The organism is Rhizobium leguminosarum, from assembly GCF_019798305.1.
GTDB lineage: Bacteria > Pseudomonadota > Alphaproteobacteria > Rhizobiales > Rhizobiaceae > Rhizobium > Rhizobium leguminosarum_U.
Genome location: NZ_JAAXDD010000006.1, coordinates 213,727 through 238,064, shown reverse-complemented (window position 1 = coordinate 238,064; position 24,338 = coordinate 213,727). Strand labels below are relative to the sequence as shown.

The 24,338-nt window shown below is 62.2% G+C and carries 20 protein-coding genes; 4 read left to right on the top strand and 16 right to left on the bottom strand.

Translation table 11 applies throughout. From position 1 onward, the window contains the following. Positions 1 to 72 precede the first annotated feature (72 nt). The 3 genes from HFO99_RS12930 to HFO99_RS12920 are packed head-to-tail and all read right to left on the bottom strand — an operon-like array spanning position 73 to position 2,291. Positions 73 to 966 carry an NAD(P)-dependent oxidoreductase gene (locus HFO99_RS12930; RefSeq protein WP_222361582.1) on the bottom strand — a complete coding sequence of 298 codons (894 nt, stop codon included), beginning with the start codon at positions 964 to 966 and terminating at the stop codon, positions 73 to 75. Further along, entirely contained in the window at positions 956 to 1,513 is a 558-nt protein-coding gene (locus HFO99_RS12925) for a gluconokinase (RefSeq protein ID WP_027688678.1), read from the bottom strand. Before HFO99_RS12925 ends, HFO99_RS12930 begins: the two co-directional genes overlap by 11 nt. A 13-nt stretch (positions 1,514 to 1,526) precedes the next feature. Next, on the bottom strand, positions 1,527 to 2,291 hold the full coding sequence (locus HFO99_RS12920) for an SDR family oxidoreductase (protein WP_018496302.1): 765 nt from the start codon (positions 2,289 to 2,291) through the stop codon (positions 1,527 to 1,529). A 135-nt stretch (positions 2,292 to 2,426) separates the two neighbouring features. On the opposite strand from HFO99_RS12920, the gene HFO99_RS12915 reads away from it, so the two are divergent. Both HFO99_RS12915 and HFO99_RS12910 read left to right on the top strand, forming a co-directional pair. After that, the gene (locus HFO99_RS12915) at positions 2,427 to 3,368 is read left to right on the top strand and encodes a 2-hydroxyacid dehydrogenase (protein ID WP_018486096.1); all 942 of its coding nucleotides are present in this window, start codon (positions 2,427 to 2,429) and stop codon (positions 3,366 to 3,368) included. Positions 3,369 to 3,378: 10 nt separating this feature from the next. After that, positions 3,379 to 4,410, top strand: coding sequence for an L-idonate 5-dehydrogenase (locus HFO99_RS12910; protein ID WP_130817084.1), 1,032 nt, complete (start codon positions 3,379 to 3,381; stop codon positions 4,408 to 4,410). Positions 4,411 to 4,485: 75 nt separating this feature from the next. Here the strand turns inward: HFO99_RS12910 and HFO99_RS12905 are convergent, their stop codons facing one another. Further along, positions 4,486 to 5,562: a LacI family DNA-binding transcriptional regulator gene (locus HFO99_RS12905; protein ID WP_222361580.1), complete on the bottom strand. Its 1,077-nt coding sequence runs from the start codon at positions 5,560 to 5,562 to the stop codon at positions 4,486 to 4,488. Between the two features lie 226 nt (positions 5,563 to 5,788). Between HFO99_RS12905 and HFO99_RS12900 the strand changes: the two genes are divergently transcribed. Next, on the top strand, positions 5,789 to 6,715 hold the full coding sequence (locus tag HFO99_RS12900) for an SMP-30/gluconolactonase/LRE family protein (RefSeq protein WP_222361578.1): 927 nt from the start codon (positions 5,789 to 5,791) through the stop codon (positions 6,713 to 6,715). 64 nt (positions 6,716 to 6,779) lie between these two features. Here HFO99_RS12900 and HFO99_RS12895 read toward each other — a convergent pair whose 3' ends face one another. Both HFO99_RS12895 and HFO99_RS12890 read right to left on the bottom strand, forming a co-directional pair. After that, on the bottom strand, positions 6,780 to 8,906 hold the full coding sequence (locus HFO99_RS12895) for a von Willebrand factor type A domain-containing protein (protein WP_222361576.1): 2,127 nt from the start codon (positions 8,904 to 8,906) through the stop codon (positions 6,780 to 6,782). Continuing rightward, on the bottom strand, positions 8,903 to 9,427 hold the full coding sequence (locus tag HFO99_RS12890; RefSeq protein ID WP_222361575.1) for an RNA polymerase sigma factor: 525 nt from the start codon (positions 9,425 to 9,427) through the stop codon (positions 8,903 to 8,905). Before HFO99_RS12890 ends, HFO99_RS12895 begins: the two co-directional genes overlap by 4 nt. A 224-nt stretch (positions 9,428 to 9,651) precedes the next feature. Here HFO99_RS12890 and HFO99_RS12885 point away from each other — a divergent pair, with 224 nt between their 5' ends. Next, positions 9,652 to 10,563 carry an alpha/beta hydrolase gene (locus tag HFO99_RS12885; protein WP_222361573.1) on the top strand — a complete coding sequence of 304 codons (912 nt, stop codon included), beginning with the start codon at positions 9,652 to 9,654 and terminating at the stop codon, positions 10,561 to 10,563. A gap of 8 nt (positions 10,564 to 10,571) precedes the next feature. Here HFO99_RS12885 and HFO99_RS12880 read toward each other — a convergent pair whose 3' ends face one another. The 10 genes from HFO99_RS12880 to HFO99_RS12835 all read right to left on the bottom strand — a co-directional run bounded on the left by HFO99_RS12880 (position 10,572) and on the right by HFO99_RS12835 (position 24,298). Then, positions 10,572 to 12,575: a CocE/NonD family hydrolase gene (locus HFO99_RS12880; RefSeq protein ID WP_222361571.1), complete on the bottom strand. Its 2,004-nt coding sequence runs from the start codon at positions 12,573 to 12,575 to the stop codon at positions 10,572 to 10,574. Between the two features lie 51 nt (positions 12,576 to 12,626). Then, positions 12,627 to 14,258, bottom strand: coding sequence for an ABC transporter ATP-binding protein (locus HFO99_RS12875; protein ID WP_222361569.1), 1,632 nt, complete (start codon positions 14,256 to 14,258; stop codon positions 12,627 to 12,629). Beyond that, positions 14,251 to 15,078, bottom strand: coding sequence for an ABC transporter permease (locus HFO99_RS12870; protein ID WP_222361567.1), 828 nt, complete (start codon positions 15,076 to 15,078; stop codon positions 14,251 to 14,253). The genes HFO99_RS12875 and HFO99_RS12870 overlap by 8 nt, the downstream gene beginning before the upstream one ends. After that, entirely contained in the window at positions 15,075 to 16,079 is a 1,005-nt protein-coding gene (locus HFO99_RS12865; protein WP_222334418.1) for an ABC transporter permease, read from the bottom strand. The genes HFO99_RS12870 and HFO99_RS12865 overlap by 4 nt, the downstream gene beginning before the upstream one ends. 94 nt (positions 16,080 to 16,173) lie before the next feature. After that, the gene (locus HFO99_RS12860) at positions 16,174 to 17,763 is read right to left on the bottom strand and encodes an ABC transporter substrate-binding protein (RefSeq protein WP_222334417.1); all 1,590 of its coding nucleotides are present in this window, start codon (positions 17,761 to 17,763) and stop codon (positions 16,174 to 16,176) included. Positions 17,764 to 17,881: 118 nt separating this feature from the next. After that, the gene (locus HFO99_RS12855) at positions 17,882 to 18,664 is read right to left on the bottom strand and encodes a carnitinyl-CoA dehydratase (protein ID WP_222251650.1); all 783 of its coding nucleotides are present in this window, start codon (positions 18,662 to 18,664) and stop codon (positions 17,882 to 17,884) included. A 6-nt stretch (positions 18,665 to 18,670) separates the two neighbouring features. After that, on the bottom strand, positions 18,671 to 20,725 hold the full coding sequence (locus HFO99_RS12850; protein ID WP_222361564.1) for an acetate--CoA ligase family protein: 2,055 nt from the start codon (positions 20,723 to 20,725) through the stop codon (positions 18,671 to 18,673). A gap of 4 nt (positions 20,726 to 20,729) precedes the next feature. Further along, the gene (locus HFO99_RS12845) at positions 20,730 to 21,890 is read right to left on the bottom strand and encodes an acyl-CoA dehydrogenase family protein (protein ID WP_222299896.1); all 1,161 of its coding nucleotides are present in this window, start codon (positions 21,888 to 21,890) and stop codon (positions 20,730 to 20,732) included. Positions 21,891 to 21,900: 10 nt separating this feature from the next. Next, complete coding sequence (locus tag HFO99_RS12840) at positions 21,901 to 23,388, bottom strand: carnitine 3-dehydrogenase (protein ID WP_222361563.1); 1,488 nt, start codon at positions 23,386 to 23,388, stop codon at positions 21,901 to 21,903. A gap of 7 nt (positions 23,389 to 23,395) precedes the next feature. Continuing rightward, on the bottom strand, positions 23,396 to 24,298 hold the full coding sequence (locus tag HFO99_RS12835) for a 3-keto-5-aminohexanoate cleavage protein (RefSeq protein WP_222361562.1): 903 nt from the start codon (positions 24,296 to 24,298) through the stop codon (positions 23,396 to 23,398). Positions 24,299 to 24,338 lie beyond the last annotated feature (40 nt).

Genomic DNA, 24,338 nt, shown 5'->3' with positions numbered 1-24,338 from the left:
TATGTTATCGATAACATTTAAGGATGGTCAAGCGGAAAGATGACGATCTCGAAATTCTCGGCGAGATTGATGTCAGCCGGCCTGAAATCCGTCGAGAAGACGCATCATCTCGGCGGAGTCCTTCGGCCCGAGGCCGGCAGCGCAGAGCAGACGGTGAATCTCGACCACGGAGCCGGTCATCGGCAATGGCGTCTTGGTCTTCAGCGCGAAGGACTGAAGCGAATCCAGGTCTTTCAACATGTTGTCGATTCTGCCTGTCGGCGAGAAATCCCGGGAAGCGAATTTTGCCATGAATTCCTGCATTATGCGATTATCAGCCCTGCCGCCAGCAAGGGCGGCAGGAATGGCGGCCGGATCGACGCCGCCGGCTTCAGCGAGCTTGACCGCCTCCGCGACGGCCTGAAACAGCACGGCGCAAAACAGCTGATTGATCAGCTTCGTGGTCTGCCCTGCGCCGGATGCACCCATCAGCGTGTAATTGGCGGCAAGATGCCGCATCACCACGCGCGCCCGTTCGAAATCCTCCGCGCTGCCGCCCGCCATGATCGTTAGGCGTCCGCTCAGCGCACCGGGCACGCCGCCGGAGAGCGGGCAATCCACCCACGCCATGCCGGTTTCCCGACGAAGCCGCATCGCCATGTCGGCCGTGTCGGCCGGATCGATCGAGGACATATCGATCAGCACCTTGTCGGCATTCGCCGCCGCCGCAACGCCCTTTTCGCCGAAGACGACAGCGCGGACGATGCTGGCGTGATTGAGGCTGAGCACACAAAACGCCGACCATGAGACCGCTTCCTCCACGGAGCCGGCCGCGCGTGCGCCCTTGGCCTGCAAAGCCGCGACTTTTTCGGTATCCAGGTCGAAGACCGATACCTTATGCCCGGTTTCGATCAATCGGGTGACGATCGCCGTTCCCATGATGCCGGCACCGATGACGGCGACATCTGCTCTGTAGTCATCCTGCATGATAATCTCCTCCCTTGACGGCCATGCCGCTCAGTCCCTGGCAAGCCAGCGCCACAATATCATCCAACGCATTATCGATCGCCACCGTCACCACACCAGCTTCACCGGTCGGCGGCTCCAGCGTCTGCAGCTGGCTGTCGAGCAGCGACGCCGGCATGAAATGGCCCTGGCGAGCCTGCATCCGCGACAGCAGCAGGTCGCGGGATCCTTCGAGGAAAACAAAGGCCAGGCGCCCGCCCGCTGCCTGTCTTAGCCTGTCGCGATAGCTTCTCTTCAGCGCCGAACAGGAAACCACCAATCCTTGCGACGTTTCTTGCGCGGTCCTTATTTCTTCGCCGATCCGGTCGAGCCAGGGCAGGCGGTCGTCGTCAGCAAGCGGTATGCCCTGCGCCATTTTCTCGACATTTCCAGCGGGGTGGAGTTGGTCGCCCTCCAGAAACAGCATGCCGTTTCGAGCGGCGAGATGCTCTCCAACCGAGGATTTGCCGCAGCCGCTGACGCCCATGACGACAATGGCCAGAGGCGATGCCTTTTGCTCGAAGCCCATGGTCTCGTCTCTATCAGAGGCAGGTCGTGATGCCGCCGTCGACATAAAGCGTGTGCCCGTTGATAAACGACGAGCCGCGGCCCGACAGGAAAACGGCAGCACCCACCAGCTCCTCGACATTGCCCCAGCGTCCGGCCGGCGTCCTCTTCTCGAGCCAGGACGAGAACTCGGGGTTGTCGACGAGCGCCTGGTTGAGCGGCGTCTTGAAATAGCCCGGCGCAATCGCGTTGATCTGCAGACCGTACTTGGCCCAGTCGGCGCACATGCCACGGGTCAGATTGCGCACCGCGCCCTTGGTCGCGGTGTAGGGAGCAATGCCGGGGCGCGCCAGTTCGCTTTGAACGGAGGCGATGTTGATGATCTTGCCCTGTCCGCGGGCGATCATGGGTTTGGCCGCTGCCTGGCCGACGTAGAATACGCTCGAAATATTGGTGGTCAGCAGCAGCTCCCATTTGTCCGCCGGAAAATCTTCCAGCGGCGTGCGAAACTGCATGCCGGCATTGTTGATCAGGATGTCGAGCGGCCCGATATCGGTTTCGATCGCGTCTATACCTTCTTTGGCAGCGTCCTTGCTGGTCACGTCGAAGATCGCCGCATGGGCAGACAGGCCTTGATCCTTGAGGCTCTCGACCGCACGTTTGACGCTTTCGGGCGTCCGGCCATTGATGATCACCTCGGCGCCATGCTGTGCCAGGCCTTCGGCCAAGGCATAGCCGATCCCCTGGCTCGAGCCGGTGATCAGGGCGCGCCGTCCGGTAAGATCAAACAGGTTCTTCATGCAAATCACTCCTCCGGTCTCTCCGCGGGCAACGGCTTCAACTGCCGCTGACGGTGAAACTCACTTGACATCGCTTTTCCGAATTATATGTTATCGATAACATAATCAACTGTCAAAATGCGGGATGGAAACGGAATGCCTGAGGTAGAAATCTTGATGGCCGGAGCTTATCCGGAATGGGACATGGTGGATCTGGAGGCGAACTACCGCATCCATCGCCTCTGGGAAGCGACAGACCGGCAGGAGCTGATCTCCAGGGTCGGCAAGGATATCCGCGCCATAGCGACCCGCGGCGAACTGGGAGCGTCCGCAGAACTGATGGCGCAATTGCCGAAACTGGAAATCGTCTCCTGTTACGGCGTCGGCACCGACGCCATCGACTTGTCCTATGCCCGCGCCAACGGCATTCGCGTCACGAATACCCCCGATGTGCTGACCGAAGATGTCGCCGATATCGCCATCGGACTGCTGCTTGCCACAGCAAGGCAGGTCCCTCAGGCCGATGTCCTCGTTCGCTCCGGCCAGTGGGGCAGTGTCGCCATGCCGCTGGTGACGCGCGTCTCGGGCAAGAAGGTGGGGATCGCCGGCATGGGCCGGATCGGCAAGGCAATCGCCAGAAGGGCTGCTGCGTTCGGCTGCGACATCTCCTATTTCGCTCGCCATGACCACACGGATGTTGCCTATACCTACGAGCCCGACCTTATCGCGCTTGCCGATTGGGCCGACTTTCTGATCGTCATCGTCCCCGGCGGGGAGGCGACCATGAAGATCATCAATGCTGAGGTGCTTAAAGCGCTCGGCCCTAACGGCATCCTGGTCAACGTCTCCCGCGGGACGACCGTCGACGAAGAAGCGCTGATCGCAGCCCTTCAAGACCGCACCATCCAGGCGGCCGGCCTTGATGTCTTCTTGAACGAACCCAAGATTGATGCCCGTTTCCTGACGTTGCAAAACGTCGTGTTGCAGCCCCATCACGGCTCTGGCACTGTCGAGACCCGCAAGGCCATGGGCCAACTGGTCAGAGACAATCTCGCTGCACATTTTGCAGGTAGCCCGCTTCCAACTCCCGTCGTGTGAGGGTCCCGATATGAAAGCCATCGTCATTCATGCCGCCAAGGATCTGAGGATCGAAGAGCGCGAGCCGGAGGTTGCTGGCGCCGGGCAGGTGGAGATTGCCATCGAAGCCGGCGGCATCTGCGGTTCCGACCTGCACTATTACAACCACGGTGGGTTTGGTACGGTTCGCCTGCGCGAACCGATGATCCTCGGCCATGAGATCGCCGGAACGGTCAAGGCGCTCGGCTCCGGCGTCGCCGACCTTGCCGTCGGAGACCGTGTTGCGGTTTCCCCGAGCCGGCCGTGCAACCATTGCCAATATTGCCTGAAAGGACAGCAAAACCACTGCCTCAACATGCGGTTTTACGGCAGCGCCATGCCGATGCCGCATATTCAGGGTGGCTTTCGCCAGCGGCTGGTGGCGGAGCGCTGGCAATGCCACAAGGTCGCAGACGGCATTTCCATTCACGAGGCTGCCTTTGCCGAACCCTTTGCCGTGACGCTGCATGCGGCAAACCGCGCCGGCTCGCTGCTCGGCAAACGGGTGCTGGTCACCGGTTGCGGCCCCATTGGGATGTTGGCGATCGTCGCGGCGCGCGTTCTCGGCGCCCGCGAAATCGTCGCGACCGACGTGACAGACAGCGTTCTGGCGATTGCCCGCACCAGCGGGGCCGATCGAACGATCAATGTTGCCACCCATGCTGCCGACCTTGCGGCTTACAGCGCTGACAAGGGATATTTCGATGTCATGTTCGAGGCGTCAGGCAATGAGCGGGCGGTGCGCGCCGGCCTGGAGACGCTTAAACCCCGCGCCATTCTCGTGCAGCTCGGCCTTGGCGGGGATGTCTCTATCCCGCAGAACATGATCGTTGCGAAGGAAATCGAGATGCGCGGGACATTCCGTTTTCACGAGGAATTTGCGCTCGCCGTCGAACTGATCAACGCGCGTCGCGTCGATCTGAAGCCGCTGCTGACAGGTGTTTTCGGGATCGAAGAGGCCGTTGCCGCCTTCGAGCTGGCGGGCGACCGCAGCAAGTCCATGAAAGTGCAGATCGCCTTCTGACCGACTGTATGATCCCTGCAGCCATTCAAAGTGTTGCATCGCCGCGCATCTGAAAAGACGCGCGGCGCTTTAATCTCAAGCGGTTGGCGCGCCGTTCCGGTCCGTGCTTTCGCGCAAGACGACCTTGTAGCCCGTCAATGTGATCTCATCGCCGGTCGCCTCGCCGGTATGGAGGGTATCCAGCAGGCGGGCGGCGGCCTGGCGACCGATGCCATAACAATCGACATTGATGGTGGTAATGCGCGGATGACAGATGGACGAGATCTCATAATCGCCGAAACCGGCAACGGCGATGTCCCGCGGAACCTGCATTCCCCTGCGCGTGCATTCCATGATGGCGCCGAAGGCAGAAAGATCGGAGACGCAGAGAACCACTTCCGTGTCCGGCCAGCGCTCCAGCAGGCTGACGATCGCCTGGCCGCCCTGTTCCATGGTGATGGGCGGGACGCCGAAGGAAATCATCCGTCCCGGTCCGAGGCCCAGTTCTTCGACAGTCTTCTGGAAACCGCTTCGTCGCTGGCTGCCGCGCGTATCGCGCGCCGTCGTTCCCCCGATATAACCGAACTTCCGATACCCTTGACCGGCAAGTGTCCGCACCAGCAGGGACATCGCCTCACTGTTGGAAAAGCCGACGACCTGATTGATCGGATCTTCCGGAAGTTCCCAGGTCTCGACAACGGGAATGCCGGCTTTTACGAGCATGCGCCGCGCGCGCGCCGTGTGCGAACCACCGGTCAGGATGATGCCTTCGGGGCGGCGGCGCAGCATCGCCTCGATCAGCTCTTCCTCTTTCTCCGCCGAATAATCGGTATAGCCGAGAAGGAGTTGAAGGCCGGTATTCTGCAGCGCATCGGTCATGCCGCGGGCGGTGTCGGAAAAATTCGAATTGTTGATCGAGGGCACCAGGGCGGCGATGAAACCGCTCCGCCTTGACGAAAGACTGCCGGCAGACAGATCGAGCACATAACCGAGCGCGTCGACGGCTTCCATGATGCGCTTCCGGGTTTCCTCGGAAACGCTCGCATCCTGGCGAAAGGCACGTGAAACGGTCATGGCAGAGACGCCGACATATTTGGCGACCTCCGCCATCGTCAGCTTTTGCGCGTCTCCCGGCTTGAGACGCTTGTCTTTCGGCTCCTCCTCGTTTTTCACTGGTCTCCGCTTTCAAACAAGCTTCCGAGTTGGGTAGTCTAAGACACGATAAAGTTATCGCTATCATCGTACAATCGATATTATTGCAGGAATGCACCATTCCAAAGCCCAAGAACCAGGATTCCTGGGGCATTTTCGCAAAGGCCGGCAGATCGGTATCTGTACGAAGCCCTCAAAACGCGACAAGATGATATCGATAACAATTTGAAGGAAACGGAGGAGCATCATGTTCGGGCAAATTGACGGTCCGGGGTTCGAGGTTCTCGACCCGCGTTTTGAAAGCTGCTTCGTCGGTCACGCCCGCGTCGAGCGGCTTTGGACGGGCGGCCGCTGGCTGGAGGGACCGGCCTGGTTTGCCGCCGGGCGCTATCTGGTTTTTTCGGATATCCCCAACAACCGGATGATGCGCTACGACGATACCAGCGGGCATACATCGGTATTCCGCTCGCCCAGCAACAATTCGAATGGCAACACGGTCGACGATCAGGGCCGGTTGATCACCTGCGAACATCTGACGCGCCGTGTCACGCGCACGGACTTCAACGGCAGGATCACGGTTCTGGCCGATCAAATTGCAGGCAAACGGCTCAATTCTCCAAACGACGTCACCGTCAAGTCCGATGGGACCATCTGGTTCACCGACCCGAGCTACGGCATCCTCCACGACTACGAGGGCGACTATGGTGAGGCGGAAATCGGCGGATGCCACGTCTACCGGCATGATCCGGCAACAGGCTCGACCGATCAGGTGACCTCCGATTTCGTCAAGCCGAATGGACTGGCTTTCTCCCCGGATGAGACGCTGCTCTACGTCGCCGACACCGGGGCAACGCATCTGCCCGGCGGTCCGCGTCACATCAGAAAGCTCGCAGTCTCGACTGACGGGAGCCTGACCGATCTCGGCGTTTTCGCTGAATGTACCTCAGGTCTTTTCGATGGTTTTCGCGTCGACCGGAAAGGCCGGATATGGACGAGCGCCGGCGACGGTGTGCACGCCTATGATCCGGATGGCACTTTGATCGGCAAGATCCATATTCCTGAGGGCGTCTCCAACGTCGCTTTCGGCGGCGAGAAATTGAATCGCCTCTTCATCACCGCGAGCACGTCTCTCTACGCTGTTTATCTCACCGCCAACGGATCGAGACTGGGATAATCACTCAGCAGAGGCCGCCCTTTTGGGACGGCCTCTTGTTTGGTGCGGTTTTGTGCCTCTTGCCTCATCGTTGACTGAGGCCGTCCGCCAGCCGGACGAGGCCGAGGAAATCCGACCTGTAGCCGAAGGTGTCCGCCCCTCGCGATGCCTCGGCGAGATCGGCGATCGCCTGATAGGAGTAGGTGTCGACGACCGCAACGTGGCTCAGTTTCTGGCCGAAGGCTGCGACGGCCACCGAGAAACGGACATCCTGCGGCGCGGCATCGAGGGTGGTGACCGCGTTGTTGTCGTCGACAGGCGTGGTGATGAGGGCGCTCTTGTCCTCTCCCGGCTTTTTGTAGCGCATCTTGACGAAGGCAAGCTCACCGCGATGGGCGCTGTCAGCGGCCGCGGCCGGCGCCTTATCGGCAGCGCCGTAGCGCAGGTCGTCATTCATCACTGCCGGGCTTCCCTTGGGCGTAATCTCGTAAATCGCCGTGACGCTGTGGCCGGAGCCGATATCGCCGGCGTCGACACGATCATTGTTGAAATCCTCGCGCTTCAACGCCCGCGTCTCGTAGCCGATCAGCCGGTATTCGGCGATCCGTTCCGGGTTGAACTCGACCTGGAACTTGACGTCGCTGGCGATCGGAAACAGCGTCGATCCGGCCTCTTCGACCAGCGTCTTTTGCGCTTCCGCCAAGGTGTCGATATAGGCGGCACTGCCATTGCCGTTCTGGGCCAGCGTCTGCATCAGCGAATCGTTGAGATTGCCCCGCCCGAAGCCGAGCACTGTGAGGAAGATGCCGTCCTTGCGTCTCTCCTCGATGATGCGCTTCAAATCCTCGTCGCTCGACGGGCCGACATTGAAGTCGCCGTCCGTCGCCAGCATCACCCGGTTGACGCCGTCCTTGACGAAGCCCTGCTTGGCAAGATCGTAGGCCGCCTCGATGCCTTCGGCGCCGCCGGTCGAACCGCCGGGCTCCAGCCTGTCGATCGCCGAAAGGATCTTCGATTTCTCCGCCACGCGGGTCGGCGCCAGAACGGTGCCGGCATTGCCGGCATAGGTGACGATCGAGACGGTATCGTCGGGTTTCAGCCTGTTGACCAGAAGCCGGAAGGCGCTCTTCAGCAGCGGCAGCTTGTCCGGCTCGTCCATCGAGCCCGACACGTCGATCAGGAAGACAAGATTGGCATGCGGCGTGGTCGCCGGCGCAATGTCATAGCCCTTGATCGCCACATGCATCAATTCCGTGTCGTGGTTCCACGGGGTCGGCATGACAGTCACCGTCGCCTTGAAAGGTTGATCGGCCTTATCCGGGCCTGGCCAGTCATAGGGGAAATAATTGATCATCTCCTCGACGCGAACCGATTGCGGATCGGGCATCGCCCCGCCGGTCAGCGACCGGCGAACGAAGGAATAGGATGCGCTGTCGACATCGGCGGAGAAGGTCGAAACCGGATCCGTCGCGACGCTCTTGATCGGATTGGTCGCAGCATTGGCAAACCGCTCGCGATCGGGGTCGAGCTGAACCTGGACACGCCCCTCCGCAGGCGGGGCAGGCGAAGGAGCGACGGCAGCCATCGGTTCGGCAAACTGCCGCTGGGGGACGATGCCGGAAGCGGCCGGCGCCGAGCGTTTGGCCGCCCCGAGTGCCGCGGCAGAACCCTCCGGCTTGTTCGTGAGGGCGGCGACGTCGTTGGCATCGAATTCGGATGTCTGCGACAGATCGGGTTTCGCGAGGGCCGGCGCCTCCTTGTCCTGCGGGGCTTGCGCGTCAGCAACAGATTGTTCGGCCAGGCTGTTGTTCCCGGCCGGTGCTTGCGGCGCGACCGTGACCGGCTGACTGGTGGTTGCAGCCGGTTGTTTCGACGCCTCACTTTTCGAAAGATTGCCGGCAATCTCGGTCTGGTCGACGATCCGCGATCCGTTGCGGGTCAGCTCGATCGCGAGATAACCGGCGGCCGGAATGACCAGCAGCGTCGCAAGGGCTGAACCGGCGAGAAATTTCTTGTTCATGGCAGGGCTCCATATCCAGTGGATGATGGAGCTTTGACGCCAGCCTTTCGCATTTCCTTGGGCTGCCGGCGCACTATTTTCTGCGGTGTCGAAGGCCTGCATCGCGGCAGCAAGCGCACGCGCACGCGCCTCCGGCGTCGCTGCCGGCGGTGTCAGGCGGGAGAGCTTTTCGAGTTCCTTGTCCATGGTCATACCTCTTCCTTGCCGAGCACGGTCTTCAGCCTTTTGCGCGCCTCATGGACCTGCCAGGACACGGTCGCCTCCGAGCAGCCCATGACATCGGCAGCAGCCGAATGGCTGAGGCCTTCGCCGTAAACGAGCAGCACGGCGTCGCATTGCCTTTCCGGCAAGGCGCGCACGGCTGCCCACAATTCGCTCGATAGTTCGTCGTCATGTCCGGCCGGCGCATCGGGCTGCGGTTCGGCGGCGTAGGCGCGAAATGTCTGCTCCTCTCGCGCAAGCTTGCGTCTATGGTCGCGGGCGGCGTTGAGCGTTAGCGTATAGAGCCATGTCCTGAAGCGGCTGGCGCCGCGAAAGCTGCGGATGGACGCGCCGAGCTTGACGCAGACCTCCTGGGCGATGTCGTCGGCATCGGTGGAACTGCCCGACCAGCGCCATGCCGTCGCATGGACGAAATCATAATGGCGCGAGACCAGTTGCCCAAAGGCCTCCCGGTCACCGCCCTGCGCTCGTTCGATGAGCTCTGCGTCCAATTCCGCACCTACCCTATGCTACCAAGCAAGATGCTATTTCGAGATTGAGACGTTTCTCGGATGGCGTTCCTTTGGTCGATGGCGAAAAAATTATCGGAAATTTTGAGTGGGGCGACATTCATGGGTCGCGGCCAGACAGATCGTCCCCGTCACAAAGGCGCATGATGAGGACAGAGTCGGCCGAGGACGTGATCTACATCGTCCCAAATCGCGAAAGGACCTCCATGTCCGCTCAACCGTCTGTCCCCACCGAAAGGGGCATCCTGCAGTTTCTCGCGATTTGCGATGCCTTCTATCCGCCAGACGCTGTTGACGCGTCGATCGAGCAGCAGCGAGATTGGTACGACGCTCTTTGTGCGCGCTTTGACCGCCCACTGCCCCCGGAGATGATCTTTGCGGACGGCATGCTCCAGCGCATCCCGATCCGGCGTTACCGTCCGCGCAAAATCAGCACGCGGACCATTCTGCTCTATCTTCACGGCGGCGGCTTCGTCGTCGGTTCGCTCGAAAGCCATCATGCCATCTGCGCCGAGATTGCCGATTTTGCCGGTGCGGAACTCGTTTCCGTCGATTATCGGCTGGCCCCTGAATATCGCTGGCCGGCGCAGACGGATGACGGCTTTACTGTGTTGAAGCATCTGCTTTCCGCCAACAGCAAGGTCGTGCTGATCGGCGACAGCGCCGGCGGCAATCTGGCGGCGGGCCTTGCATTGCGCGCGCGCGACGAGGGCCTGCCCGGCGTCGTCGGCCAAGTCCTGATCTATCCGACCCTCAGCGGGAACCTCGATGCGGGCTCCTATGCCGAAATGGCCGCGGCACCGGGACTGACGACGACGGATGTCGCCTATTATCGCGAGATGCTGCAGGCGCCGGAAGGCAATGAGATCGCCGAGCCGCTGCAGGCATCCTCGCTTGCAGGACTGCCGCCGGCCTTCATCACGGTCGCCTATTTCGATCCCCTCCGAGACGACGGCCGGCACTATGCCGCCCGGCTCGCCGCGGAGGGCGTCGAAGTCTGGTTCCGGGAGGAGCCGCAGATGGTGCATGCCTGGCTCCGTGCCCGCCACATGAGCGAAGGCGCGCGCGACGGCTTCCGCGCCGTCTGCGAGGCCATAAGGCGTTTTGCGGCGGCTTAGTCTAACGATCACATCAGGTCGCGCGCGATCCGCTTTTCCGCAAAGACCTTTTCGAAGATCTGCACGTCGCCCTCGAAAGCGGTGACGACAGCCCTGATGACCCAGTCGGTCCGGGTGCATGCAATCCGCGCGGTCGCGACCGTTCGAATGAACCAGCCGGGGCGGCGCATGTCGCAGGTCCAGGTCGAGGTCCCGGTCATCGACAGCGGATTATCGGGTGAAATCGACCAGACTTCCTCGCGCAATTGCCGGGTCGAGAGACCTGTCTCAGGGCGTTCGGTGAGCCCGGTATCCTCGTGGATGTGATAGTCTGTCCGGTTGGCCGAGAGGTCGCGGACGACCTGCCGCTTCGTCGCGGCGGCCGCGTGCTCGATGTATTTCGGCAGAGGATCGGGATTGGCCGGTTCCTTGATGTCGATCCGCTGGTGCTCGCCGAGCATCGGCAGCCCCAGACCGAGTGCCGCGATATCGATGTTGATGCCCTCGTCATCAGGCGGAGGCAGGATCATCGGCCAATATGCGGTAGAAAGCGAAAGGCGGATGCGATGCCCCTTGCGGAAGCGATAACCGCAGGCATCGAGCACGAGCCGGATCGACACCGTCTCGCCTGGGGTCAGCGGCTTGGGATCTGCATTGCCGTCCCGGTGAGTGAGATTGACGACGCCGAAGGCCACGCGCGTTGCCGTGCCATCCGGATGGACATCGACGAGCCGGGCACAGAGATTTCCACCGGTTGCCCGGGAGCGCAGCGCAAGCGTGAGCACAGGACTGCCGAGATAGTCGCAATCGCCAGCAAGCGGCATCGTATCGAAGGCCAGCGAGCCGGCATCGTCTAAACGCTGATCGACCGCCATTTCCGCGTCGGGTTTCAGCGTGAAATATTCACCCGATGCCGTCCCGGTGTCGAGCGGAGAGCGGAGATGGACGGGATGTTCGGGCGCGTGCGGAATCGGCATGCCTTCCGTCAACTTGCCGAACTGCTCGACATAGAAGCACTGCAGCTGCGGCGGCAACCAGAGATCCTTGGCGATCCAGAAACCCGGATCGCTGTCGCGTCGCGGGGCAGGGCGGATGGCATCGAGAATATAGGCGCGGGCCTGCGGCAGCCTGTCGATCCCATTGTCCTCGCCCCGCAGCCATTTGTTCCACCAGGCAATTGCCTCGCCATGAAAATCGGTGCGCGGTTTCGGCCAGGCGAAATGCGGATATTTGTGAACCCAGGGGCCGATCAGCGCCTTCGCCTTGTCGCCCAGGCCTTCGACCGCCATCAGCGGCGTATTGCGGTAGCCGTCGGCCCAGCCGGCGATGACAAGCGCCGGGATTTCCACGCGCGAAAAATCCTCCGAGATCGAGCCATGACGCCAGAAATCATCGCGCCGCTGATGGGCCAGCCACTCCTCCATGAAGAAGGGTTCGCCTGCCAGGCGTTCCAGCCACATTTCCTTCCAGCGCTCGCCGACAAGCGCGGGGTCGGGCGGCCGCGACTGGTAGCCAAGCATCGTCGCCGCCCATGAGAGCTGGGCGGAGAGATGGCAGCCGTTCTTGTAGTGGATGTCGTCGTTGTATCGGTCGACGGTCGAGGCGATCGAGATGACGGCCTTCAGCGCCGGCGGGCGCAATGCTGCGACCTGGAGGCTGTTGAAGCCGCCCCAGGAAATGCCCATCATGCCGACCGCGCCGTTCGACCATGGCTGCGCGGCAATCCAGGCGATCAGCTCGCAGGCATTGGCAAGCTCGCTTTCGGTATATTCGCCGTCGATGACCCCGTCGGATTCTCCGGATCCGCGGATATCGACACGCACGCCGGCAATGCCTGCGGTCGCGAAGACCGGATAGGTGGACTCGTCCCGCAAACTGGTTCCGTCCCGCTTGCGATACGGCAGGAATTCGAAGACAGCGGGGACGGGGTCTTCCTCCGCACCGTCAGGCATCCAGATGCGCGCGGCCAGTCGCGTCCCATCCTTCAGCGTAATCCATTCATTCTCGATGGTGGTGAAGCCGCGCGAGATCATGCTCATTCCTTGATGCACATTTCATGAGACGAGGGTTCCGCCCCCGTCAGGTCAGTTACCGGCGCTCTCCATGCGGCGCGTGGCAAGCACCCGTTCCAGCCAGCCGATTTCCATTTCCGGCACGGATTTCAACAGCAGATCGGTGTAATCGTCAAACGGCGGCGACAGCGCCGTCGATTTCGGACCGAACCGCACCAGCTGGCCGCGATGCATCACCGCCACGCTGTCGGCAATCGCCCGGACGATGGCGATGTCGTGGGTGATGAAGACATAGGACAGCTGTTCTTCTTCCTGCAGGCGGAGAAGCAGCTTGAGGATGCCCTCCGCCACCAGCGGATCAAGCGCCGAGGTCGGCTCGTCGCAGAGGATGAGTTCAGGCTTGGCGGCAAGCGCTCTTGCGATCGCCACACGCTGCTTCTGGCCGCCGGATAGTTCGGCCGGGTAGCGGTCGACGAAGCCTTTGCCCATCTCGATCTGATCGAGCAGTTCCTTCACCCGGGCGGTCTTCTCGGCACCTCTCAGGCCATAATAGAAGGTCAGCGGGCGGCCGATGATGTCGCGGACCGTCTGGCGCGGGTTCATCGCCGTATCGGCCATCTGGTAGATCAGCTGGATGCGCCTCAGATCGTCGTTCGGCCGGCTCTTCAGACCCGGCATCAGCGGCTTGCCGTCAAAGACAATGCGCCCGCTGCTCGGCGGCAACAGGCCGGTAATGACGCGCGCCAGGGTCGATTTGCCGGAACCGGATTCGCCGACGACCGCGAGCGTCTGCCCCTTCGGCACGTGCAGCGTGACATCGTGCAGCACTTTGAAGCCGTTGGAATATTCGGCACTGACATTTTCGACCTTGAGAAGTGCCGTGGACTGGTCGGCGGCTTCTTCGCGGTAGGCCTGCCTGACATTGACGAGAGCGCGGGTATAGTCCTCCCGCGGCGCCTCGATGATTTGCTGGACGCTGCCATATTCTACTTGGCTGCCATAACGCAGGACCATGATGTCGTCCGAAATCTGGGCGACGACGGCAAGGTCATGGGTGATGTAGAGGGCGGCCGTGTGCGTTTCCTCGATGGCATGCTTGATCGCCGCCAGCACGTCGATCTGCGTGGTGACGTCAAGCGCCGTCGTCGGCTCGTCGAAGACGATCAGTTCGGGATTGGAGCAGAGCGCCATCGCCGTCATCGCCCGCTGCAGCTGGCCGCCGGAGACCTGATGGGGAAAGCGCTCGCCGAAGGTTTCGGGATTGGGCAGGCCGAGAACCCCGAACAGATAAAGCGCCCGTTTTCGCGCCTCGTCCTTGCTCATCAAACCATGTTTGACCGAAGCTTCGATCACCTGATCGCCGAGTCTGTGCGCCGGATTGAAGGCGGCCGCCGCCGACTGGGCAACGTAGCAGACCCGCGCGCCGCGAATTTTACGGATGCCATTTTTGCCGAGCGGCAGGATATCGACGCCGTCGAGCCGCACCTCGCCGCCGGTGATTTCGGCGCCACCCCGGCCGTAGGCGAGCGCGGAAAGGCCGATCGTCGACTTGCCGGCGCCCGATTCCCCGATCAGGCCGAGGACCTTGCCCTTCTGCAGGTCGAAGGAAACCCGGTCGACGATCGTCACTCGCTTCGGCGGTTCGCCCGGCGGATAGCTGGTTGCTTCGATCTTCAGATTGCGAACGGAAAGAAGCTCAGGCATCGCCGCGCCCTCCCTTGAGGCTGGATGTGCGTTTCAGGAGCCAGTCGACGACAAGATTGACGCAGACGGCAAGTGTCGCGATCGCCGTGCCCGGCACCAGCGCTGCCGAGATGCCGAAGATGATGCCGTCCTTGTTGTCCTTGACCATGCCGCCCCAATCGGCCGCAGGCGGCTGAATGCCGAGGCCGAGGAAGGAAAGCGTCGAGAGGAACAGGATCGAGAAGGCGAAGCGCAGCCCGAATTCGGCAAGCAGAGGCGACAGCGTGTTCGGCAGGATTTCGCGGAAGATAATCCAGAGCTTGCCTTCGCCGCGCAGCGTCGCCGCCTCGACGAATTCCATCACCGCGACATCAAGCGCCACGGCACGGCCGAGACGATAAACGCGGGTGGAATCGAGGATCGCCATGACAAGGATCAGCACGACCATGTTTTGCGGCAGTACCGCCAGGACCACCAGCGCGAAGATCAGCGTCGGGATCGACATCATCAGATCGTTGAAGCGCGAAAAGACTGTGTCGATGAGGCCGCGCGAGACGGCAGCGGTGAAGCTCAGGATAATGCCGAGCGAGAAGGAAATGACGGTGGCGGCGGATGCGACCGTCAGCGTCGTGCGCGCGCCGTAGATCAGCCGCGAGAAGATGTCGCGGCCGAGATTATCGAGACCGAAAATATACTGGTTATCCGGCAGTTGCCAGACGTCGCCGACGACCTGCGTCTCGCCATAGGGAGCGAGCCAGGGTGCAAAGATTGCGAAGATGAAGGCGACGGCGATACCGACCATGCCGATCCAGGCGGTGATGGGAATGTCTCTTAATCTCATCGCGGATGCCTCAGCCGGGGATTGGCGATAATGGCGAGGATATCGGCCGTCATGTTGAGGAAGATATAGACGGCCGCGAAGATCAGGCCGCAAGCCTGCACGACGGGCATGTCGCGTACGGTGACCGCATCGACCATGTATTGTCCCATGCCGGGATAGACGAAGACCACTTCGACAACGACGACGCCGACGACGAGATAGGCAAGGTTCAGCGCGATGACGTTGATGATCGGCGCAAGCGCATTGGGAGCGGCATGCTTGACGATCGAGCGGAAGGCGCTGAGGCCCTTCAGCTCGGCGGTTTCCATATAGGCCGACGACATGACGGAGAGGATGGCCGCCCGCGTCATGCGCATCATATGCGCGAGCACGACGAGGACGAGGGTCGCCGTCGGCAGCGCGATCGCCTTCAACCGCTCGACGAAACCCATGCTGTCATAGACGGTCGCTGGAAAGGTCGCCATGCCGAGCTTCACCGCGAAGAACAGGATCAGCAGGTAGCCGATAAAGAACTCCGGCAGTGAGATCGCCGCAAGCGAGATCACGTTGATGATCTTGTCAGGCAGGCGGTTACGGAAGTGCACCGACAGCATGCCGAGACCGACGGCGAGCGGCACTGAAATCACCGCTGCGAAACCCGCCAGGAACAGCGAGTTGCCGAGGCGCTTGCCGATCTGTTCGCTCACCGAATTCTTGCTGGCCCAGGAGGTGCCGAAGTCACCCTGGACGGCGTTGCCGAGCCACTCGACGTAGCGCGTGGTTATCGGGCGGTTCAGCCCGAGATCCTGGCGAATATTGGCGACGGCCTGCGGGGTCGCCGACTGGCCGAGATAGGTGGTGGCAAAATCGCCAGGCAAAGCTTCCAGGCCGCCGAAGATCAGGATAGAGACGGCAAAAAGCAGGACCAGGCTGAGCACGAAGCGCTCGAGGATAAGGGCAAGCAGCGGAAAACGCTGCCGGAACCCGAGGCCTGGCAAGATGCTTGGGGCAGGATTGGTCATGGCGAGGACCTCGCGCTAAAACGTCGGGAGGACCGCGGGTTCATCCCACGGTCCCGGCTTCGTTGGAGATCAGAGGGGCAAACGCCCCTTGCCATCAAGCGTCCAGCCAGACGCGGGTCGCGACGTAGCCGTTCGACATGTCGTTGCCGATGTCATGGACATAACCCTTCACCTGCTTGGTGGAGGCGTTCACGAAATCGTTGAACATCGGCAGGATCACCCCGCCCTCGTCACGGACCGTCATCGCCATGGTGCGATACATGTCCTTGCGCTTGGCTTCATCAAGTTCGGAGCGGGCCTGCAGCAGCAGCTTGTCGAAGTCAGGACGCTTGAAACGGGTGTCGTTCCAGTCCGCCGTCGAGAGATAGGCGGTGGAATACATCTGGTCCTGCGTCGGGCGGCCACCCCAGTAGGAGGTCGAGAAGGGCTGGACATTCCAGACGTTGGTCCAGTAGCCGTCGCCCGGTTCGCGTTTGACCTCGATCTCGATGCCGGCCTTCTTGCAGCTTTCCTGATAGAGGACGGCCGCGTCGACGGCGCCGGGGAAGGCGACTTCGGAGGTGCGCAGGAGGACGGAGCCACTATGGCCCGACTTCTTGTAGTGGAACGCCGCTTTGTCGGGATCGTAGGCGCGCTGCTCGATGCCTTCGGGGAACAACGCATAGGTGCTGTTGATCGGGAAGTCGTTGCCGACCTTGCCGTAACCGCCGAGGATCTTCTGCACCATGGTCTCGCGGTCCATGGCGTATTTGAGGGCGAGGCGCAGGTCGTTATTGTCGAACGGCGCCTTGTCGCAATGCATGATGAAGACGTAGTGGCCGCGGCCGGCGGTCGAGAGGATCTCGACGTTCGGGGCGCGTTTCAGCAGATTGACGGTCTTCGGATCGACACGGTTGATGTAGTGCACCTGGCCGGACGAAAGTGCGGCGATACGGGCGGTCGCATCATTCATGCCGATGATTTCGATCGAATCGACATAACCTCGGTCGGTGCGCCAGTCGTCCTTGTTCCTTTCAAAGGTGGCGCGGACGCCGGGCTCGAAGCTCGTCATCTTATAGGGGCCGGTGCCGATCGACGCCAACGGATCATCGACGCCGCCGTTCGGCTGGATGACCAGATGGTAATCCGACAGCAGCAACGGCATGTCGGCATTGCCTTCGCTGAGCGTCAAGACGAGATTGCCGCCGTCGGCCTTGATCTCCTTGATCGAGCCGAGAACACCGAGCGCGCCGGATTCCGACTTCGCATCGGTGTGGCGCTTCAGCGTCGCAACAACGTCGTCGATCGTCAGTTCCTTGCCATTGTGGAACTTGACGCCCTTGCGGATCTTGAAGGTCCAGGTCGCCGCGTCCTTTGACGGCTCCCAGGATTCGGCGAGCGCCGGCACGGCAGCACCCGTCAGCGGATCGGACTCGACCAGCATGTCCCCCCAGCAGCGGCCGATGCAGAACATGACCTGCGACAGGAATTTTGCCGGATCATTGGAATCGGTGGCGGCACCACCTTCGAGGCCAAGCTTCAGGTGGCCGCCGCGCTTCGGTTCGGCGGCTTCGGCACTTTCGGTGAAGAGCTTGTCGGCAGCGGCAAGTGTGATGCCTGCCGCCATCGCGCGTCCTATGAATTCGCGGCGGCTGAGCCCGCCGGCAGTGACGCGGCTTGTGAGATATTTCGTGTAGTCGGTCATTCCCCTGTTCCTTCTTTGTGGTGCGTTGACTGAACTTCCGGGCAGGTCCGCAGGCGGTTTCCTCTCCACCTCCGGTGCCCGCATCATGCGGGAAGATGTTGCGGTTGCTGCCGCCTGGCTACTTTCCTTTCCAAATGGGGCTTCGCTTCTCGGCGAAGGCCCGTGCGCCTTCCAATTGGTCCTCGCTTGAATAGAGCCTGTCGACCGTCGCAAACTGCCGCTTGGTGATCTTGTTCATGGCAGTCTGGAAGGTCGAACCCTCCGCTTCGCGCACGATTTCCTTGATGGCCGCATAGACGAGCGGCGGCCCGCTCTCGAGCAACCGGGCAAGTTCCCATGCTCTCTCCATCAGCCGCTCGGCCGGCAGGACCTCGTTGACGAAACCCCAGCGATGCGCCTCGTGAACGTCGAGCCAGCGCCCGGTCAAAAGCATGTCCATGGCGATGTGGTAGGGGATGCGTTTCGGCAACTTGATGGAAGCCGCATCGGCAACCGTGCCCGAGCGGATTTCCGGCAGGGCGAAGGTCGCATGTTCGGCGGCGAGGATCAGGTCGGTCGACAGCGCGATTTCCAGACCGCCGCCGCAACAGATACCGTTGATCGCTGAGATAACCGGCTTGTTGAGGTCGCGCAGTTCCTGCAGCCCACCGAAGCCGCCGACCCCGTAATCTCCGTCGACCGCATCGCCTGATGCCGCCGCCTTGAGATCCCAGCCGGCACAGAAAAACTTCTCGCCGGCGCCCGACACGATGGCGACGCGCAGCGCCGGGTCATCGCGGAAATCGCGGAAGATCAACCCCAGGGCACGGCTGGTCGCAAGGTCAATGGCATTCGCCTTCGGCCGGTCGATGACGACTTCGAGCACTCCGTCGTCCTGTCGTGTGCGAATGGGATCGCTCAACCTATGCTACCTCCTCCGCCGTATCAGAGCATCGACCACGGCCACGCCACGCCCTTCGGGAAGAACCATCAATGGATTAATGTCCAGTTCTTCCAGCCGTGCCGCGTTCTTTACGACATAATCTGCCGTTGCTGAGACAGCGCCGACAGCGGCCTCGAGATCGCCTTTTGACCGCCCTCGATAGCCATAGATCAATTTTGTAAGTTTGAGGCGCGAAATTGCCGCGTGAATGTCGGTTTTCGTCGCCGGAAGGGGCAGGATGACGGAATCGTCAAGCAATTCAACGAAGATTCCGCCCGCTCCAAGCGTGAGCGACAATCCGAAGACAGGGTCGCGGACGGCGCCGACAATGAGCTCGGCGACCGGCGGATCGATCATTTTCTCGACGAGATAACCGGCATTCGGCGGCATGGCCGCCGCCGCATTCGACACGGCTTGAGTATCCTCCAGGTTGAGTACGACGGCCCCAGCCTCGGTTTTGTGGGCAATGCCGAGCGCTTTAAGCACGACGGGAAAACCGAGCCGTCCGGCCTGCTCGGCCGCTTGACCGGGAGAGGACGCCAACAGCCCCTTTGGAATCGGAAGGCCGAAGGCAGCAAGCTCAGCCTTCGCATCGGCCTCCGTAAGCGTCTCGATCTCGCCGTCAATAAAGGGCACGTCGAGCAGCGGCAGGGAAGACGGCGTTGCCCAGGTTCGGCCAATGCCGGCGGCGACCTCCGCAGCCGTGATGGTTTCGTCGATACCGCAGAAGGCAATGATGCCATTTGCCATCAGCCGATCGGCGATGGGCTCTGGCATGTTTTCCGGAAGGGTTGCCAGAAGGCCGGCCAGCGCACCGGTTGCGGCGGCAGCCACAATGACCGCGTCTGCCGTCATCGCCCATTCGGACGCATCGCAGCGGTCGCTGCGGGGGAAGTCGAGGACGACGAGATTGAGGGAATAACCGCCCTCGAACATGGCGCTGAAGGCTTCGGTCTGGCGTGCAAGATCCCCCCAGACGAAGGTGTGGTAATCGAGCGGATTGGACAGCGTCACCATCTCGCCGAGAACGCGCCGCAGACGGGGCAATTGTTGCGGCTGCAGCGCGGGGAATTCCACGTTGCGACCGACGGCGGCATCCGCCATCAGCGAGGCTTCGCCACCGGAACAGCTCATCGACGAGATCGAATGGCTTGCGAGCGGGCCGGCGACATGCAGCAGTTTCAGGGTTTCGAGCAGCGCCGGCAAGGTCTGGACACGGCCAAGACCGAGGCGGGCGAGCACGGCGTCTGCGACGGCATCGCTGCCGGCGAGCGAGGCGGTATGCGAAACCGCCGCGCGTTTTGCCTGCTCGGATCTGCCGACCTTCAGCACGACGACGGGCTTCCTCGACCGCCGGGCCATGGTGGCCAGGCGTTCGAGTGCAGAGAGATCGCCGAAACCTTCGACATGCAGGCCGACCGCCGTGACGCGCGGGTCGTCGATCAATGCGCAGGCGACATCGGCAAGCGATGTCTGCGCCTGATTGCCGGCTGTCACCACATAGGCGATCGGCACGCCGCGAGTCTGCATAGTCAGGTTGATGGCGATATTGGAGGACTGTGTGAGGATCGCGACGCCACGTTCGATACGCTGCATGCCATGCTGATCGGGCCAGAGCAGCGCGCCATCGAGACCGTTGATCAGCCCGTAGCAGTTCGGCCCGAGGATCGGCATATCGCCGGCTGCGTCCAGCAAGGCCTGCTGCAGCTCGGCGCCGTCGCTGAGTTCCGCCGTCGCCTCGCTGAAACCCGACGCGTAACAGACCGCCCCGCCGGCACCGGCCTCAGAAAGGCTGCGGACGATCTCGACGGTCAGCATCCTGTTGACGCCGACGAAGGCGGCATCCGGCGCCGAAGGCAGGTCGGATACTGAGCGATAGCAGGACCGCCCGAGCACCTCGTCGAGTTTGGGATGGACGGGCCAGATCTCGCCGGCAAAGCCCATGCGGTCGCACTGCTCGATCACCCTGCGCGCCTCACGGCCGCCGATGACGGCGATCGTTTGCGGTCTGAGCAGGCGGTCGAGCGGGCGAGGCATCATCGGCTCACGCTCCCAAAGGTCGAAGCAGATCGCGGCTGATGATATGCCGCTGGATTTCAGAAGTGCCGTCCCAGATGCGTTCGACGCGCGCATCACGCCAGAAGCGGGCGAGCGGCAGGTCGTCCATCAGGCCCATGCCGCCGAAGATCTGAATCGCTTCATCGGTGACCCGGGCCAGCATTTCGGAGGCGTAGAGCTTGGCCGAGGCGATCTGCCGGTCTGCGGGGCGGCCGGCATCGACCTGCCAGGCGGCGGCAAGGGTCAGCCAGTCGGCCGCGTCGATCTCGGTGATCATGTCGGCGAGCTTGAACGACACGCCCTGATTGGCGCCGATCGGCTTGCCGAACTGCTTGCGCTCGGCGGCGTAGGGCAAAGCCAGGTCGAAGACGCGCCGCGCCCGGCCGACGCAGGTGGCGGCCACCGTCAGCCGCGTGCCGTAGAGCCATTGATTGGCGATATCTAAGCCGCGATGCACCTCGCCCAGCACTTGGGCTTCGGGAATCCGGCAATCGGTGAAGTTGAGCGTTGAGTTGTGGTAGCCGCGATGCGAAACGGAATCATAGCCCCTGAGGATTTCGAAGCCCGGCGTACCACGATCCACCAGGAAGGCGGTGATCTTCTTCTTGATACCTTTCGGCGTTTCCTCCTCGCCCGTTGCTGCAAAGACGATGACGAAATCGGCGACATCGGCATGCGAAATAAAGTGTTTCGTACCGTTGAGGACGAAGTCGCCACCGTCGCGGCGGGCGGCGCATTTCATGCCGCGCATATCCGAACCGGCGTCCGGCTCGGTGATGGCAAGCGCGTCGATCTTCTCGCCGCGCACTGCGGGCAGGAGGTAGCGCTCTCGCTGCTCGCCCTCGCAGGCCATCAGGATGCCGGAGGGTCGGCCGAAGAAAACCGTCAGCCCGAGGGAGCCGCGCCCGAGCTCCCGCTCGACCAGGGTGAAGGTGACATGGTCGAGACCGGCGCCGCCAACCTCTTCCGGGAAATTACAAGCGTAAAAGCCGAGATCGATGCATTTGCGACGGATCTCGTCTCCGAGCTCCGGCGGGACGATGCCGCTGCGCTCGACCTCGTTTTCGTGCGGATAGATTTCGGTCTCGACGAAGGCGCGGACCGTCTCGACGATCATTTCCTGTTCTTCGCTCAGTCCGAAATTCATGCCGATCCTCCTACCGTTTCTGGCCGACGTGACGGCCGACGCCTTCGGGCGCAGCCAACTTCGCATGGGCTTCAGCGATCGCCTTGACCTTGTCGAGAATAGCGGCCGGCGCGGGAGTGGCCTTACCGGCCTTGCTGTCGACATGCAGCAACATGTGCTCTGCGGTGGCAATGGGCTCGCCCGTCGCCGTATCGTAAAGCGTGTGGAAGACGTGCAGCCGCTTGTCGTCGAAATCAAGGATCCGGCAGGTCGAATGAATCGCCTGCCCGAGCTTCGCCTCGCCGAGATGGCGGATGTGGGTTTCCACCGTGTAGTAGCTGTGTCCCGCCTCGACATAGGCGACGTCGACGCCGACGAGGCGCAGCAGCGCATCTGAGGTGTCGCCGAAAACCTGCAGGTAGCGGTGTTCGGTCATATGGCCGTTATAGTCGACCCAGGCAGGGCTGACTTTCGTCTCGACGAGCCTCAGCGGCTTCGACGGGTCGAAAGACGTCGTCCCGCCGCCTTGTGCCCAGAGCGATTGCTCGAAGTCCTTCAGCAGCTTGCCGGCGCCCCAGCCCTTGCCGCCATCGCCGCCCTTGAGGGCCTGCAGGATGCCGACGAGGTTTTCGTCGCGGATGCGTTCGAGTTCACGGATCGACAGGCCGGCCGCCTGTTCATCGGATTGCCGGCCGATCTTTTCGATCAGTGCATCGTCGAGATCGACGACATCGGTGAGCTTGGTCCAGGGCCAGGCAAGGCAGGGGCCGAACTGGGCGAGGAAGTGGCGCATGCCTGCCTCGCCGCCGGCGATGCGGTAGGTCTGGAACAGGCCCATCTGCGCCCAGCGCAGGCCGAAAGAGTAGCGGATGACGTCATCGAGCGTCTCGACGGTGCAGATATCGTCGTGGATCAGCCACAGGGCCTCGCGCCAGAGCGCTTCGAGCAGCCGGTCGCCGACGAAAGCCTCGATCTCCTTGGCAATGTGGACGCCCTTCATGCCGATCGCCGGCAAGCGTTCCATCGCCGCCTTGATGGTCGCCGTCGAGGTCTTCTCGCCACCGACGATTTCGACGAGCGGCAGCAGATAGACGGGATTGTAGGGGTGGGCGACGAAGAGGCGTTCCGGATGCTTCATGTCGCGCTGCAGGTCAGTCGGCAGCAGGCCTGATGTGGAAGAGCCGATCAGGGCGTCCGGTCGCGCCACGGCGTCGATCTCGTTCAGCACACCGCGCTTGAGGTCGAGCCTCTCGGGCACGCTTTCCTGAACCCAGTCGGCGCCGGCAACAGCCTCTTCCAGCGTCTTGCAGAAGGTCAGCCTGCCGCGCGGCGGCAGGGGTGCCCCGGTCAGCATGGCATAGGCTTTTTCGGCATTGGCGATGACTTCGCCGACGATGCGGCTCGCCTCCGGATGCGGGTCGAACACATCGACGTCGATCCCGGCCAGCAGAAAACGCGCGATCCATCCGCCGCCGATGACGCCGCCGCCGATGCATGCCGCCTTGTTGATCCCTGTCATGCCGTCCTCAGCGCTTCGTCAGTTTGAGTTTCTTGCGAACGTCTTCCGGACCGATGATCCGCGCACCCATGCCCTCGACCACCTGCACGGCCTTTTCGACGAGCTGCGCGTTGGTAGCGAGCTGGCCTTTGCCGACGAACAGGTTATCCTCCAGGCCGACGCGGACATTGCCGCCGGCCAGAACGGCTGCCGCTGGATAGGCCATGGCGTTGCGGCCGATCGAAAAGGCCGAGAAGGTCCAGCTCGCGGGCACGTTATTGACCATTGCCATGAACGTGTTGAGATCGTCGGGCGCGCCCCATGGAATGCCCATGCACAGCTGGATCAGCACCGGGTCTTCGATCAGGCCTTCCTCGGCAAGCTGCTTGGCAAACCAGAGATGGCCGGTGTCGAAGGCCTCGATCTCCGGCCGCACGCCGAGATCGGTCATCTTCTTCGCCATCGCCCGCAGCATCGCTGGCGTGTTGGTCATGACATAGTCGCCAAGATTGAAATTCATCGTGCCGCAGTCGAGCGTGCAGATCTCTGGCAGGCATTGGGCGACATGGCTGACGCGCTCGGTGGCACCCGCCATATCAGTGCCCTTCGGATTGAGGGGAAGGGGGCTTTCGACATCCCCGAAAATCAGGTCCCCGCCCATGCCGGCAGTGAGATTGAGGACGACGTCGACATCGGCCGAGCGGATGCGGTCGGTGACTTCCCTGTAGAGATCGTTGCGGCGGCTGGCGGCACCCGTTTCCGGATCGCGGACGTGGCAGTGGACCACGGCCGCACCGGCCTTTGCAGCGTCGATGGCGGACTCGGCGATCTGCTTGGGAGTGATCGGCACGTGGCTGGATTTGGAAACCGTATCGCCGGCGCCGGTGACGGCGCAGGTGATGAAGACATCGCGGTTCATCGCAAGAGGCATGTTTTTGTTCTCCCTCGTCTTGTGCCCATTACGCGACAGG